Here is a 13463-nt window from a genome sequence, read left to right as displayed (position 1 = left end):
CACGCTCCGAACACGGACGCACCTTGCAAGTGAGATAGGTCTGCAAGGTCCCACAGCGCCCTGATGACGTTCGGTAGCCCCGCTAAGAGGGCGAGCATCTCGATCATTCGCTGACCGATTGGTCACTTTATACATCACAACACATCACAAGAAAAGACAAATTAACGACGTTTTCGTGATGCTTTCAACCAAAACGGCAGAATTCAGGCGTCTGGCGGGGTGCCCGCTCACCCCTCAAGATACAATAAAGGGTCCAAACCTTTGTCGGATTGAGCTTTTCAAGCCTTCACAGATGCTGCCGCAACCGGTTCAGGCGATTGTGAACCGCGTCACTTTCTGCAGGCAACAGCCCGAACGCGTCCTGAAAAACGCGCCCTACATAGGCATCGGCGACATCCGAGAGGCTGATGTAAAGCCTTGCAAACAGTCGGCGCGCTCTGGTTCCAGGCCAATTCTCCGGCAAAACGGAGGATGGAAGGCGCGGGTCTCTCAGGAGAATCGCACGATAGGCGTGAACGAGTGAAAAGCGAAGACTTAGCGCGTCGGCCCCATCCAAGAGCCGCTCTGCCGCTAGGTGCTCCGCCAAGGGAAGAAACCGGCGCTCGAACGCCTCATATTGCTCGGCGTAGTACGGCAAATCCCAAAGATCGCCAAAAAACGCTGGCGAACTCTCCGCTCCAGAGCCGACCTCGTGACTGGCAACAAAAACGATACCATCCGAGACCACTGCCCCTCTGTCGGGCCCGATCCAGCCCCCCTGCCCGAATGGCGTGTACCCGCTTTCACGCAGAAGGCTCTCGCTCTCTTCACTGACCGAAAAGACAAACCGAAAGCTTGTCGCTTCCGGCTCTTCGGCGAACAGGATGCGGGATGCAGCCGTGTACTCGCGCCGGGCGGCATCCGTCAGGCGGTAATAGCTGCGGCGTCCTTCTCGCTCCCCGACCAACTGACCAGCACTGACAAGCCGTGAGACAGCGGTTCGAACCAGGGATTCGCTGATTTGAAACCGCGCGCACACTTCGATCAGATTTGCCATTCCAAGGACACCGCCCCTTGGCTCCACCGCATCGCCATAAATCGTGACGATGAAGCTGGCGGCCTTTGGGGGCGTTTCGCCAATAATGGAAGACGGATCGAATTGTTTGTTCACGTGCAGCGCAAGCCCTATTTCAAATGAGGTCCGCAGGTGGCCCTTTCTATCCTCGCCAGCTTCCCAACTTCAACCACAACAATTTCTCTCACAGTTCAAACGCAACTCCTCCATCCCCACCTGTGGCCAAGTTTCACACATATTGCATCAGGAACCGGCTTGATGCGCGGAAATTAAATGTTATACAGTTACACGTAACAACATTACACGCCTCGGAGTTTGCCGTGCCCGCTTTCTTGCCTGTGTCGCCCCGTTCTTCCAAATCATTGCTGATGAAATCCACCACCGCTCTGGCCCTCACCTGCCTTGCGGCAACGCTTCCTTCAGCGGCCTTTGCCGATGCGCCGAAGGTTGTGACGTCAATCAAGCCGGTCCATTCCCTTGTGACTGCCGTCATGCAGGGCGTCGGTGAGCCGACCCTGCTGATCGACGGTGCCAACTCGCCGCATGGCTATGCTCTCAAACCGTCACAGGCAGGCGCCCTGCAGGACGCGGACATCGTCTTCTGGATCGGCGAGGAGCTCGCCCCGTCCCTCAAGAAGCCGATAGACACTCTTGCATCCAATGCCAAGGTCATCACCCTCATGGACGCAGACGGCATATCGCATCTGCCATTCCGCCAAGGGACAACCTTTGAGGCCCATGAGCACGATGACGGCGACAAGCATGAACATGGGCACGATGACCATGCTCACGGCGAAAAGGACCATGATGAGCATGCCCATAAGGAACAAGAGCATGAGCATGAGCATGAACACAAAGACCATGACGAACACGCCCATGGTGCGCAGGACCCGCATATCTGGCTGAACCCGGAAAACGGCAAGGCGATGCTGGCTGCAATCAGCGCAGCTCTCGGTGCTGCTGACCCTGAAAATGCAGCTCTTTACGACAAGAACGCTGAAGCCATGGAGGGCGTGATCGACACCTTGTCGGGCGGAATCGAGGCATCGCTGAGCAACTTCGAAAATCCCGGCTTCATCGTCTTCCACGATGCCTACCATCATTTCGAACACCGCTATGGAGTTGAAGCAACCGGCGCCATTACCCTCTCGCCGGAAACCGCTCCAAGTGCTGAACGTGTGATGGAAATCCGGACGAAGATTGCAGAATCGGGCGCTCGCTGCGTCTTTTCCGAACCGCAGTTTGAACCGAAGATCGTCGCAACGGTCATCGAGGGCACAGGCACAAAGACAGCCACACTCGATCCACTGGGAGCAGGCCTTGCCAACGGACCGGACCTCTACCCGCAGCTGATTGCCAATCTCGCCAAGAACCTGACTGGTTGCCTCGCCTCTCCAAGCTGACAGAGGTCGAGCTGAGTGGGGCCGAGTTGGCAAAACCAAGAAAAAAGGCGCTGTGGATTGCCCCACAGCGCCTGATTTAATTTGGCAAATGCCGATGGTCAGCTGCGTGCTGCAGCCCGGCTTTCATCGGTCATTTCCAGCGCCTTCAGCAGGTGCCGGTCACGATCATAGACATCATCAAAGAACTCGATCTCGCCAGCATCGCTCGGCCAGGCGGTGAAGTAGGACACGTAGACAGGGAGATTGCCCTGAACGCGCTCCTGCTGGTTCTTGCCCCTGGCGATCTGACCCGACACATAGTCCTTGGACTTTCCAAGAACCGCAGCGGCCATTGCCTTCGGATCATGCAGGCGCACGCAGCCATGGCTGAAGGCGCGGCTGTCCTTGTTGAACAGGCTCTTTGCCGGGGTGTCGTGCATGTAGATATGGTGCTTGTTGGGGAAGAGGATCTTGACCTCTCCAAGCGCGTTCGCACTGCCCGGACGCTGGCGCACATTCACACTCTGCTGCTTGGAGGCAACCGCGTACCAGTTCACCGAGGAAGAAGAGACGCGCTTGCCGGAAGCCGTGCTGACCTCATAACCGGAGCGATCCAGATAGCTGGGATCACGCGCCAGTTTCGGGATCATTTCATTGACGATGATCGAGTAAGGCACACCCCAATACGGGTTGTACTCAACGATCTCGATATTGTCATAAAAGAAGTTTGTCTGGTTGGACTTCTTGCCAACCACCACCCGCATGGAAAGCGGTTCAGACTGCCCTTCATAGTAGGTCGCCATGAACGCCGGCTGGTTGATGAAGACACGCCGCTCGCCGAGATCCTCCGGCAACCAGCGACGACGCTCCATAGCCAATTCAAGTTTCGCGATCTTGGCCGCGTTCGTTTCGCCGACAAGGGCGCGGATCGTGTTCTTGCCAACGATGCCGTCCGGCGCCAGTCCGTGCTCCTTCTGATAGGAACGAACCATTGCCGAGATTGCGGTGTTGTAATCCTCTTCACCGGCATAAGCGGCAAGGGTCTCGGCGTGCTTTTCCTTCAGCTCCGCAGACCCGTTCTTGCGGATCGCGGCAACGATATTCTTCACTTCCGGGCTGGTGCGCCCTTCCTTGAGGAACGTGCCCGGCGCAATCACGATCGGGTCTTCGGCTTCGTCCTCGGCCCTCAGTTCCGCAAGGCGCGCCTTGAGCTTCGCGAAATTGCCGTCCTGGGGATGTTGTCCCTCAAGAATACCAGCGACATCACCACCGGACTGGATCGCCCGAAGAGCGGCAACCAGATCAACGTCGTGGCGTGGCAGGTCATGATATTCGGACAAGCGATTGGGATCGACACGGCCACGCTTGGCATCCAGCACATAAGTCAGGACCGCAGCTGAGAGCTCCATCTCGAATGCCATAACGGCAGCTGCACGCGCATCGACAATCTCACTGTCATCGACGGCTTCGACATTGGCGACTTGCGCCTGCGCAGCAGGCTTGAGCATGCCGACGACATAGTCCTTGGGATCAAGCGCAAACTCATCTGCAGCACCAAGCACCTCGATGGCTGCCAGAGCCTTCGAGTTCAGCTCACCATCTGTCGCCCAAATGTAGTCGGGATGCTCACGATAATAGGCTTCCAGTGCCTCGCCAACTTCCGGCAGAGCCTTGAAAGACAGCGATTTGAGAGCCGGGCGTGCCTTGTCGAATTCGGTCAGCACAGGCGCCGGAATTTCAGTGGCTACACTCGTGCCGCCGTCAGTGCCGGACGTCTCTGTTGTCGGCTGGACTGCCGCCGTGTTCAGCTTGGCAAGCGACGCCAGCGATACCGTTTTCCAGACATCCGGCTTGTAGGTGTAAATCTTGGGCGGAGCGACCTTGTAGCTCGTCGCCTTCTTCCGCTGTTCGGCTTCCTGCTTGGCCTGCACCTCCTGAAGCCGCTTTTCCTTCGGCGTGAAGATGCGCTGCAGAAAGTTCTGCGCTGAGGCGTCGGTCGCGGAACCGGTCAAAAAGGCACCGGAAAAGACGCTCATCATCAGAAGCGCCGCAACGGAGGCACGACGCCTTCCCGTCGCCCGGTTCGGTTTGCAGGAGATGGAGAACGGCAAATTTGTGGATACGGTCATCAAGTCAGGCTCATCGAGTTCTATCTGGTGAAGACCGGAGGGACGCAACTCGGTAGACGGCACATAAACAGTCCGGTACCCGGTCATTCTATCGGCACGAAGTTGGCTCAGCCCGGTCCCCGCGCCCTGCCCGCAGAAACCGTTCTTACCCAGCGATACCATACGGCAATGGTTTCGCCGAGTGGTTAATAGTACGATTCTGGTCGGCTGCGTACAATCACCTATAGTTGAGCAGCCGGATCGAAACCACTTCCAACATACTCAGGTCCGGCATCTGGCGCCGGACCACCGTTTCCATTCAAGGTCCTGACCGCCTTGTTCAGGAGGTCACTTCCGGCCCATCAGAACGGAATTTCATCGTCCATCGGGCCGCCGCCGCCCTGCGATCCACCGCCGAAGCCGCCGCTGCCACCGCCAAAGCCGCCCCCTTGCGAGCCACCGCCAAAGCTGCCGCCTTGTGAACCGCCGCCATAGCCACCGCCACCGCTGCCGCCTCCAAAGCCACCACCGGATTGGCCGCCGCCATAGTCGGGCAGATTGCCACCGCCACCACCGCCGCCGCCTTCGCCGCGACCGTCAAGCATGGTCAGGTTTGAGTTGAAGCCCTGAAGGACGATTTCTGTCGAGTAGCGGTCCTGGCCGTTTTGATCCTGCCACTTGCGTGTCTGCAACTGGCCTTCCAGATACACCTTCGATCCCTTGCGCAGAAACTGCTCGGCAACCTTGCACAGACCTTCCGAGAAGATCACCACGCGGTGCCATTCGGTCCGCTCCCGACGCTCACCCGACCCGCGATCACGCCAGCTTTCGGAAGTCGCAATGCTGAGATTGGCAATCGGACGCCCGTCCTGGGTCCGGCGGATTTCCGGATCGGCACCAAGGTTGCCGACTAGAATTACTTTGTTGACGCTTCCCGCCATCCTGCGCTCCCGTTTTACATCCGAACCGACGCTGCCGCGCTCCATCCGGCACATTTATAAAGCCGGGCCAAGACGTAGACCCGAACGAATTTCGCCGAACCTAGCGCTTTCGCAGGGAAAGACCGACCCTTTTCCTACCGTCCTCCTGCTTTTCCACAATCCCCGCCCAAAAGCAGGCAGAAAAGGCGCGCCACACGCAACAACTCATGTTCCCTATTTGTACCAAATCTGACATACAAGCCCACCAACGGCAAGCGTGACATGGTCACACCAGTACTTTGTTCTTGTTATGTTCGTTTTGTCAATTTACCGTGCTTCGGGCAAAAAGCGTAGATGAGTCGCATTCGGCGACTGGCACTTCGCGATCGCAATGCTATATCGACCATCAGACCCAGCCGGAAACTGCAATGGCACCTCAGCTGGTCCTGAAGAACAGGCTATCAACGGGCGGAGAAAGTCACCCAATGACACAGAAGACGTCAGACATTGCTTCGATGGCAAAGCCGGAAGCTGATCCGACACGTGTCATTTCCGTGCGCGGTGCACGGGAACACAATCTCAAGGGCGTCGACCTCGACCTGCCCCGCGACAAGCTTATCGTGATGACGGGCCTGTCCGGCTCGGGCAAGTCCTCTCTCGCCTTCGACACGATTTATGCCGAAGGGCAGCGCCGCTATGTGGAAAGCCTGTCCGCCTATGCCCGCCAGTTCCTGGAGATGATGCAAAAGCCCGACGTGGACCAGATTGACGGCCTCTCGCCTGCGATCTCCATCGAGCAGAAGACCACCTCCCGCAACCCGCGCTCCACCGTTGGAACGGTGACAGAAATCTACGACTACATGCGCCTTTTGTTCGCGCGTGTCGGCATTCCCTATTCTCCGGCAACCGGCCTGCCGATCGAAAGCCAGACAGTCAGCCAGATGGTCGACCGCATCATGGCGCTCGAAGACGGCAGCCGCCTGTATCTGCTGGCCCCGATCGTGCGTGGGCGCAAGGGCGAGTATCGCAAGGAACTTGCCGAGCTGATGAAAAAGGGCTTCCAGCGCGTCAAGATTGACGGCGAGTTCCACGAAATTGCGGACGCCCCTGCTCTCGACAAGAAATTCAAGCACGACATTGACGTGGTCGTGGACCGTATTGTCGTGCGCGATGATATTGCAGGCAGATTGGCAGATTCCCTTGAAACCGCCCTGCAGCTTGCAGACGGTATCGCCTTTGCGGAATTTGCCGACAAGAAGGACGAAAAGGGCAATCCGGAACGCCTCGTGTTTTCCGAGAAATTTGCCTGCCCGGTCTCCGGCTTCACCATCTCGGAAATCGAGCCGCGCCTGTTTTCGTTCAACAATCCCTTCGGCGCTTGCCCGACCTGCGATGGCCTTGGCACAACCCTCGCCTTCGAGGACGACCTTGTCGTGCCCGATCACTCCCTGTCCCTGCGCGAAGGCGCCGTTCTACCCTGGGCCAAAACCGGGTCGACGTCCCCCTATTATGCGCAAACTCTGGAAGCCATCTCCCGGCATTTCGATGTCTCCATGTCGACACCGTGGAAAGAGCTGCCGGATGAGGTCAAGACCGCCATTCTTCACGGCACCGGCAAGGACAAGATCGAGTTTATCTATGACGACGGGGTGCGCAGCTATCGCACGGAAAAGACCTTTGAAGGCGTGATTGGCAATATCGAACGCCGCTGGCGGGAGACAGAATCCACCTGGGTTCGTGAGGAATTGTCGCGGTTCCAGTCGGACCACGCCTGCCCGGCCTGCCAGGGTTATCGCCTGAAGCCCGAGGCACTCGCCGTTCGTATTGCAGACCGTCATATCGGCCATGCCTCCCAGCTCAGCATCCGCGAGGCCGGTGCGTGGTTTGACAGCCTTCCAGCCAAGCTCAGCGAAAAGCAACAGGAAATTGCAGGCCGGATTCTCAAGGAAATCCGTGAGCGCCTGAAATTCCTGAACGATGTGGGGCTTGAGTATCTCACTCTGTCACGCGGATCCGGCACTCTGTCGGGCGGCGAAAGCCAGCGTATTCGCCTTGCATCCCAAATTGGGTCCGGCCTGACGGGCGTGCTTTATGTATTGGACGAACCATCCATAGGCCTGCATCAACGCGACAATGCGCGCCTGCTCGACACGCTGAAACACCTGCGGGATCTCGGCAACACGGTGATTGTCGTGGAGCATGACGAAGACGCGGTCCTGACGGCAGATTATGTCGTTGATGTCGGCCCCGGCGCCGGTGTCCATGGCGGCCAGATTGTTGCCCGGGGTACGCCGGCTGAAATCATGGCCAACCCGAAATCCCTGACCGGTCAGTATCTTTCCGGGGCGATGATGATCCCTCAGCCTGCGGAACGTCGCAAACCGAAGAAGACGCACAAGCTGTCTGTCGTCGGAGCACGCGGCAACAATCTGAAGGATGTGTCCGTCGATATTCCGCTCGGCACCTTTACCTGCGTGACGGGTGTTTCTGGCGGGGGCAAGTCCACCTTCCTGATCGACACCCTGTTCAAGGCCGCTGCCCGCAGGTTGAATGGCGCACGGGACAACCCCGCCCCGCATGACCGGATTGATGGCCTGGAACGCCTCGACAAGGTGATCGACATCGACCAGTCGCCAATTGGCAGAACACCCAGGTCCAACCCGGCCACCTATACCGGAGCCTTCACGCCCATTCGTGAATGGTTCGCCAGCATGCCGGAAGCCAAGGCCCGCGGTTATGCGCCCGGGCGTTTCTCGTTCAACGTCAAGGGGGGCCGCTGTGAAGCCTGTCAGGGCGACGGCGTCATCAAGATCGAGATGCACTTCCTGCCGGATGTCTACGTGACCTGCGACGTCTGTAAGGGCAAACGCTACAATCGCGAGACGCTGGAAGTCCTGTTCAAGGGCAAGTCGATTGCCGACGTGCTCGACATGACCGTTGAAGAAGCAGCCGAGTTCTTCTCCGCCGTCCCTGCCGTTCGCGACAAGATGGAAACCCTCGCCCGCGTCGGCCTCGGTTATATCAAGGTCGGTCAGCAGGCAACGACGCTTTCAGGTGGCGAAGCGCAGCGCGTCAAGCTGGCCAAGGAACTGTCCCGCCGCTCTACGGGGCGCACACTCTACATTCTGGATGAGCCAACAACGGGCCTGCATTTCCATGATGTGGCCAAGTTGCTGGAAGTCCTGCATGAGCTGGTCGATCAGGGAAATACGGTTCTGGTGATTGAACATAATCTGGAAGTCATCAAGACCGCTGACTGGATTGTTGACCTTGGTCCAGAAGGGGGCGATGGCGGCGGAACGATTGTCGCAACAGGCCGCCCGGAAGATGTTGCCAACGTATCGGAGAGCTATACCGGGCAGTTCCTGAAGGAGCTCCTTGAGCGTCGTCCACAGGCAACCAGTACCGCTGCGGAGTGATATCGCATCGCACAAAACGCAGAAAACTGTCATTTATGACGTGTCACAAACGGCATTTTGCGGTTTCTCCAACGTCAATTTGGTGCATTGCACCAAATGCATGTCTGGCATGCATCATTGGCACTTCAATCGGTTAGCAGCATCAACTAAATAAGGTGCATCGCATCAATGACACAGCGCTCCGGCAGCGCTTCTAGTCATTGCAAGGAGAAGAATAATGTTCGGTTCTGTGGTTCGCAGATACAATGACTGGGTAAAGGCACGTCGCACGATTGACGAGCTGTCTCGCCTGTCTACTCGCGAACTTCATGATCTGGGCATTACCCGCAGCGAAATAGAATTCGTCGCCCGTCGCAAATTCGACTAGGCGTACATATATAGAGATCGCGTTCCGAGGCACTCCTCCTCCCAAGCCGAAGAACGTGTTTGAGGCAAGAACTCCTCCTCCCAATCTTGCCTCTGTCAAACGGCGCCCGTCAGTACCTCCTCCCACTGACGGGCGATCGTTTTTTTAAAGCAATCTTCCCTGACATACAGCAAACTACGTAGTATCCCCGCATCGTTTGACGATATGCGAGGGGACGCTATAGCTTATTTGATAAATTACAGATCAGCTTTACGAAGATCCATGCATTTTAACCTTTTGTTGACTTGCATTTTTGGCAGAGCAGGCCTGCACAAACGCATCTACCTAATCGTTTTAGAAAAGCTTATTTAGCAGTTGTTAGATACGAACGGGCCAGACGCCGATCCGCGGTGCCATGGCCACTAGATAGAAAGGCCTTAGCCATGTTGGACTCTGTAGTACGCTCTTACCGCAACTGGAAACGTTACCGCGCGACCTATGACGAACTGTCTCGCCTCAGCAACCGTGAACTGAACGATCTCGGCATCAGCCGGGCTGACATCAGCCACTTTGCACGCGCTTCCATGAAGTGATGCACTGATGGGCTGCGCGGCATAAGCATGCAGCGCCCATCCACTGCTCCGAACCGGTGAACAGTCGCTCTGTTCTCACCCCATCCGGCTCTGGAGCAGTCAAAAACACCTACCGGCCCAGGCCGGTGGGTGTTTTTCTTTTTTGTCCCGTCAACTCTTCTTAGAATACCAGTCGCCGAGTGGCATGATATCCGGCTTCATGCCGTTGCCCCTTGGCCAAGAATCGACGGCAAAGGTTTTGCCGGTGGCAGTTTCCTTCACGACCGCGCTGGCATGGGGATAGGATCCGTCAATCAGGAACCCCTTGGAAACCGGACGTCCCGCCTTGTGATGATGCAAATAGCCACGTTCTGTCGCCAGCACGAGAAGGCTGGTTGTATTGGCGGCCTCGTCGATACAATCCATCTGCCCCGGGACGCGTGACTTGGACAAGTCATAGCCACCAACATCCCCTGCCGATCCGACGTCCGGAGCAACGCGGTTCTCTTGCCATTGAACAGCCCGCGCGATCGCCTGTCTTTCCGCTTCCGGTGACGACTTACCGGCAGCAAGGATGGATTTCAGTTTCGCAAGATCCGCAGCGGAGTAGCTGATCGGCGTTCGATACGTGCAGCCGAACCCGTGGCAAATGTAGATGCGTTGTTGTTTGGGAGCTTCGCCATTATTCGTGGCATACCATCCTCTGGCATCATCAGAGACATGAGCACTGCAGGCTCCAAGCGCCAGCGTGAAGAACACGGCACTGAAAATCCCCATGGGCCGTCCCACCCGCATACGGTCTCCCTTTCGTATGCAATTGCGCACTCAATTCCCCCCGAAACAACCACAAACCATTGCCGCATGCCCATGCATCCTGATATCAGGGGGCAACTCGGGCACCGGATGCCCTTAAGGTGCCCAAGGCGCAGCTATTGCGCAAGCATGGGTCGTCAGAACAAGCTCAAGGAATGAAAAATGAAGCCCATCCATGTGATCGGCGGCGGTCTTGCCGGTTCGGAAGCTGCATGGCAGATCGCCAAGCGCGGTATCCCGGTTGTCCTTCATGAGATGCGGCCGGTACGCAAGACGGATGCGCACAAGACTGAAGGTCTGGCTGAGCTTGTGTGCTCCAATTCCTTCCGTTCCGATGATTCCGAACAGAACGCGGTTGGTCTGATCCATGATGAATTGCGGAAGGCCGGATCGCTGATCATGGCATCGGCCGATGCAAATCAGGTTCCCGCTGGCAGCGCCCTTGCCGTGGACCGCGACGGCTTTTCCGACGCTGTTTCCAAGGCGCTGGAAGACCACCCGCTGGTGACAATCGAACGCGAAGAGATCGCCGGACTTCCACCCGAAGACTGGGACAGCGTGATCGTAGCAACTGGACCGCTGACATCTCCCGCGCTTTCCGAGGCAGTTCTGGCCAAAAGCGGAGAAGATTCCCTCGCCTTCTTCGATGCCATCGCTCCGATTGTCCATTTTGAATCAGTCGACCTCACGAAGGCCTGGTTCCAGTCCCGCTATGACAAGGTCGGCCCGGGAGGCACGGGCAAGGACTACCTGAACTGCCCGATGGACAAGCAGCAATATGAAGCCTTTGTCGATGCGCTGCTTGCCGGAGATACAACGAACTTCAAGGAGTGGGAAGAAAACACCCCCTATTTCGACGGCTGCCTGCCGATTGAGGTCATGGCGTCCCGAGGGCGCGAAACCCTGCGCCATGGACCGATGAAGCCCATGGGCCTGACGAACGCTCACAATCCGGACGTGAAGGCCTATGCCGTTGTTCAGCTTCGTCAGGACAATGCACTTGGCACGCTTTACAACATGGTCGGCTTTCAGACCAAGCTGCGCTATGGCACGCAGGCGGACATCTTCCGCATGATCCCAGGGCTGGAAAACGCGCAATTTGCCCGCCTCGGCGGCCTGCACCGCAACACGTTCCTCAACTCACCAAAGGTTCTGGACAGCAGCTTGCGCCTGAAAGCCGAACCGCGGCTTCGCTTTGCCGGGCAGATCACCGGCTGTGAAGGCTACGTGGAATCGGCAAGCGTTGGCTGCATGACCGGCATTTTTGCCGCCCTTGAACGTCTCGGCCGGGATTTCTCAACGCCGCCGGCAACAACCGCCATGGGGGCGCTCTTGAGCCATATTACCGGCGGTCATCTGGTTCATGAAGAAAGCGGCAAGCCACGTTCCTTCCAGCCGATGAACGTCAACTTTGGCCTTTTCCCGCCTGTGGAAGCGCCAAAACTTGATGAGAACGGCAAGCGGATCAAGGGCAAGGACAAGACCCGCGCCAAGAAGCTGGCGATGACCAATCGCGCCAAGGCCGATTTTGATGTTTGGCTGAAAACACTCGATCTGGCGGAAGCAGCCGAATAGGCACCGACACGATCAGAGCCCGGCGAGCCCTCGCCGGGCCTGCCGCCAGAAGATCCATTGGCGGCGCAGTTTTGACAGGTCCGCGTGGCTCTTCAAATAGCCATCGCCTGCCTTTTCCAGCTCTTTCAGATAGGGCTCGACCAATGCAAGCGGCAGGAACGCGGCGGCGACCTTCGGCGATACATCACCCAGCTTTTCGCGCACCCGCTTCATGTGATGGCGGGCATGTTCGCGCATTTCCGTGAGTGCCGCCCCCAGTTCCGGCGTCGGCTCACCGCGGAAAACAGTTTCCATATCAACATTGTGCCGGGACAAGAGGTCTGAAGGCAGGAAGACCTGTCTGCGAGAGGCGTGATACGGCAACGCCCGCATCAAGCCGGTCAGGGCGTAGGCAACCCCCGCATGACCGGCAACCGTCGCAGTGCCCGCATCAGCACCCTCATTCAGGATCAGGCTCGCCAGCTGGAAGACGGCAGACGTTGTCTCCCCGGCATAGCCTTCCAGATCGTTGAGACTGGGCATCGGATCATCGTAGAGGTCGAAGACACGAGCATCGATCATCGCCTGCAAGGCATCTACTGGCAGATTGTACTTGTCGACCGTCTGCTTCAGCGCAGCCGCCGCAGGGTTCGCTGAAGCTTCGCCATGCGCTTGCCCTGCCAACAGATCACGCCACCATTGCAGGCGGATTTCGCCGGGCATCGGATCGCTGATCATTTGCCTGACGCGGGCAATCTCGGCGTTGAAGGCATAAAGCGCAAACAGACCTGGCCGATGGTTCCGATCGGCGAACAGCACCGTGAAATAGCGGTTCCAGTCGCTGGTCCGCAGGGTTTCTGCCGCGTAGTCGAAATCCGTGCTCATGGAGACACTTTCGCTCGTGCTGAAAGTCTATTCAACGGCCAGAAGCGCCGTTGCGACTGCCCGTTCATCGGAAAGAAGGACGTTGAAAGTTCTGATCGCCGCGCCAGTCGACATGGGATCTGCGAGAATTCCGGCCTCTCGAAAGGCTTCCTTCAACTCGCGGGGAAGCGGCACGAGGTCCTTTCCCGTGCCAATCAACAACACCTCGATGTCATCGGCTTCCTCGATAACCCGTTGAAAGGCGTCGAGCGAAAAGTCCGCGACGCTCTTCGGGTCCCAGCCGTAGATGCCGCTTGGCACAGACAGGATGGAACCGCGATGGGACATATCCGCAAACCGGAAGCCACCGTCTCCGTAGGCTTCGATTGGGGCGCGTCCCGGAAAATGTGCGTCGCGAACTTCAATCATCT

General features: G+C 57.7%; 11 protein-coding genes. 5 read left to right on the top strand and 6 right to left on the bottom strand.

The window, feature by feature from the left end; translation table 11 throughout:
- Window positions 1-286 precede the first annotated feature (286 nt).
- Complete coding sequence (locus tag F0155_RS11075; protein WP_204934433.1) at window positions 287-1150, bottom strand: PaaX family transcriptional regulator C-terminal domain-containing protein; 864 nt, start codon at window positions 1148-1150, stop codon at window positions 287-289.
- A 224-nt stretch (window positions 1151-1374) separates the two neighbouring features.
- Between F0155_RS11075 and F0155_RS11070 the strand changes: the two genes are divergently transcribed.
- Window positions 1375-2457 carry a zinc ABC transporter substrate-binding protein gene (locus F0155_RS11070; RefSeq protein WP_280177000.1) on the top strand — a complete coding sequence of 361 codons (1083 nt, stop codon included), beginning with the start codon at window positions 1375-1377 and terminating at the stop codon, window positions 2455-2457.
- 98 nt (window positions 2458-2555) lie between these two features.
- On the opposite strand, the gene F0155_RS11065 is transcribed toward F0155_RS11070, so the two are convergent.
- Together F0155_RS11065 and F0155_RS11060 are read right to left on the bottom strand one after the other, a co-directional pair.
- Window positions 2556-4565 carry a L,D-transpeptidase family protein gene (locus tag F0155_RS11065; RefSeq protein ID WP_150524576.1) on the bottom strand — a complete coding sequence of 670 codons (2010 nt, stop codon included), beginning with the start codon at window positions 4563-4565 and terminating at the stop codon, window positions 2556-2558.
- A 341-nt stretch (window positions 4566-4906) separates the two neighbouring features.
- Window positions 4907-5485 (bottom strand): single-stranded DNA-binding protein, encoded by a 579-nt coding sequence (locus F0155_RS11060; RefSeq protein WP_150524575.1) that lies wholly within the window; start codon window positions 5483-5485, stop codon window positions 4907-4909.
- Between the two features lie 494 nt (window positions 5486-5979).
- Between F0155_RS11060 and uvrA the strand changes: the two genes are divergently transcribed.
- The 3 genes from uvrA to F0155_RS11045 all read left to right on the top strand — a co-directional run bounded on the left by uvrA (window position 5980) and on the right by F0155_RS11045 (window position 9822).
- Window positions 5980-8883 (top strand): excinuclease ABC subunit UvrA, encoded by a 2904-nt coding sequence (gene uvrA / locus F0155_RS11055; RefSeq protein WP_150524648.1) that lies wholly within the window; start codon window positions 5980-5982, stop codon window positions 8881-8883.
- Window positions 8884-9100: 217 nt separating this feature from the next.
- On the top strand, window positions 9101-9250 hold the full coding sequence (locus F0155_RS11050; protein WP_150524574.1) for a DUF1127 domain-containing protein: 150 nt from the start codon (window positions 9101-9103) through the stop codon (window positions 9248-9250).
- 422 nt (window positions 9251-9672) lie between these two features.
- Window positions 9673-9822 carry a DUF1127 domain-containing protein gene (locus F0155_RS11045; protein WP_150524573.1) on the top strand — a complete coding sequence of 50 codons (150 nt, stop codon included), beginning with the start codon at window positions 9673-9675 and terminating at the stop codon, window positions 9820-9822.
- A gap of 150 nt (window positions 9823-9972) precedes the next feature.
- Here the strand turns inward: F0155_RS11045 and F0155_RS23595 are convergent, their stop codons facing one another.
- Window positions 9973-10578: a hypothetical protein gene (locus F0155_RS23595; RefSeq protein WP_208999231.1), complete on the bottom strand. Its 606-nt coding sequence runs from the start codon at window positions 10576-10578 to the stop codon at window positions 9973-9975.
- Between the two features lie 198 nt (window positions 10579-10776).
- Here F0155_RS23595 and trmFO point away from each other — a divergent pair, with 198 nt between their 5' ends.
- Window positions 10777-12189 (top strand): methylenetetrahydrofolate--tRNA-(uracil(54)-C(5))-methyltransferase (FADH(2)-oxidizing) TrmFO, encoded by a 1413-nt coding sequence (gene trmFO / locus F0155_RS11030; RefSeq protein WP_150524570.1) that lies wholly within the window; start codon window positions 10777-10779, stop codon window positions 12187-12189.
- A 12-nt stretch (window positions 12190-12201) separates the two neighbouring features.
- On the opposite strand, the gene F0155_RS11025 is transcribed toward trmFO, so the two are convergent.
- Window positions 12202-13053: a phytoene/squalene synthase family protein gene (locus F0155_RS11025; RefSeq protein ID WP_150524569.1), complete on the bottom strand. Its 852-nt coding sequence runs from the start codon at window positions 13051-13053 to the stop codon at window positions 12202-12204.
- A 27-nt stretch (window positions 13054-13080) separates the two neighbouring features.
- Window positions 13081-13461, bottom strand: coding sequence for an Mth938-like domain-containing protein (locus F0155_RS11020; RefSeq protein WP_150524568.1), 381 nt, complete (start codon window positions 13459-13461; stop codon window positions 13081-13083).
- Between the last annotated feature and the right edge of the window lie 2 nt (window positions 13462-13463).

Source organism: Roseibium sediminis, assembly GCF_008711325.1.
GTDB lineage: Bacteria > Pseudomonadota > Alphaproteobacteria > Rhizobiales > Stappiaceae > Roseibium > Roseibium sediminis.
Note: the sequence above shows the minus strand (reverse complement) of the source record. Positions and strands in the feature narration are given on the sequence as shown.

Bases quoted from the DNA above. Each gene is read 5' to 3' on its own strand.
- F0155_RS11065 (WP_150524576.1), bottom strand. From the start codon at position 4,565: ATGACCGTATCCACAAATTTGCCGTTCTCCATCTCCTGCAAACCGAAC.
- F0155_RS11060 (WP_150524575.1), bottom strand. From the start codon at position 5,485: ATGGCGGGAAGCGTCAACAAAGTAATTCTAGTCGGCAACCTTGGTGCC.
- uvrA (WP_150524648.1), top strand. From the start codon at position 5,980: ATGGCAAAGCCGGAAGCTGATCCGACACGTGTCATTTCCGTGCGCGGT.
- F0155_RS11050 (WP_150524574.1), top strand. From the start codon at position 9,101: ATGTTCGGTTCTGTGGTTCGCAGATACAATGACTGGGTAAAGGCACGT.
- F0155_RS11045 (WP_150524573.1), top strand. From the start codon at position 9,673: ATGTTGGACTCTGTAGTACGCTCTTACCGCAACTGGAAACGTTACCGC.
- F0155_RS23595 (WP_208999231.1), bottom strand. From the start codon at position 10,578: ATGGGGATTTTCAGTGCCGTGTTCTTCACGCTGGCGCTTGGAGCCTGC.
- trmFO (WP_150524570.1), top strand. From the start codon at position 10,777: ATGAAGCCCATCCATGTGATCGGCGGCGGTCTTGCCGGTTCGGAAGCT.
- F0155_RS11025 (WP_150524569.1), bottom strand. From the start codon at position 13,053: ATGAGCACGGATTTCGACTACGCGGCAGAAACCCTGCGGACCAGCGAC.
- F0155_RS11020 (WP_150524568.1), bottom strand. From the start codon at position 13,461: ATGATTGAAGTTCGCGACGCACATTTTCCGGGACGCGCCCCAATCGAA.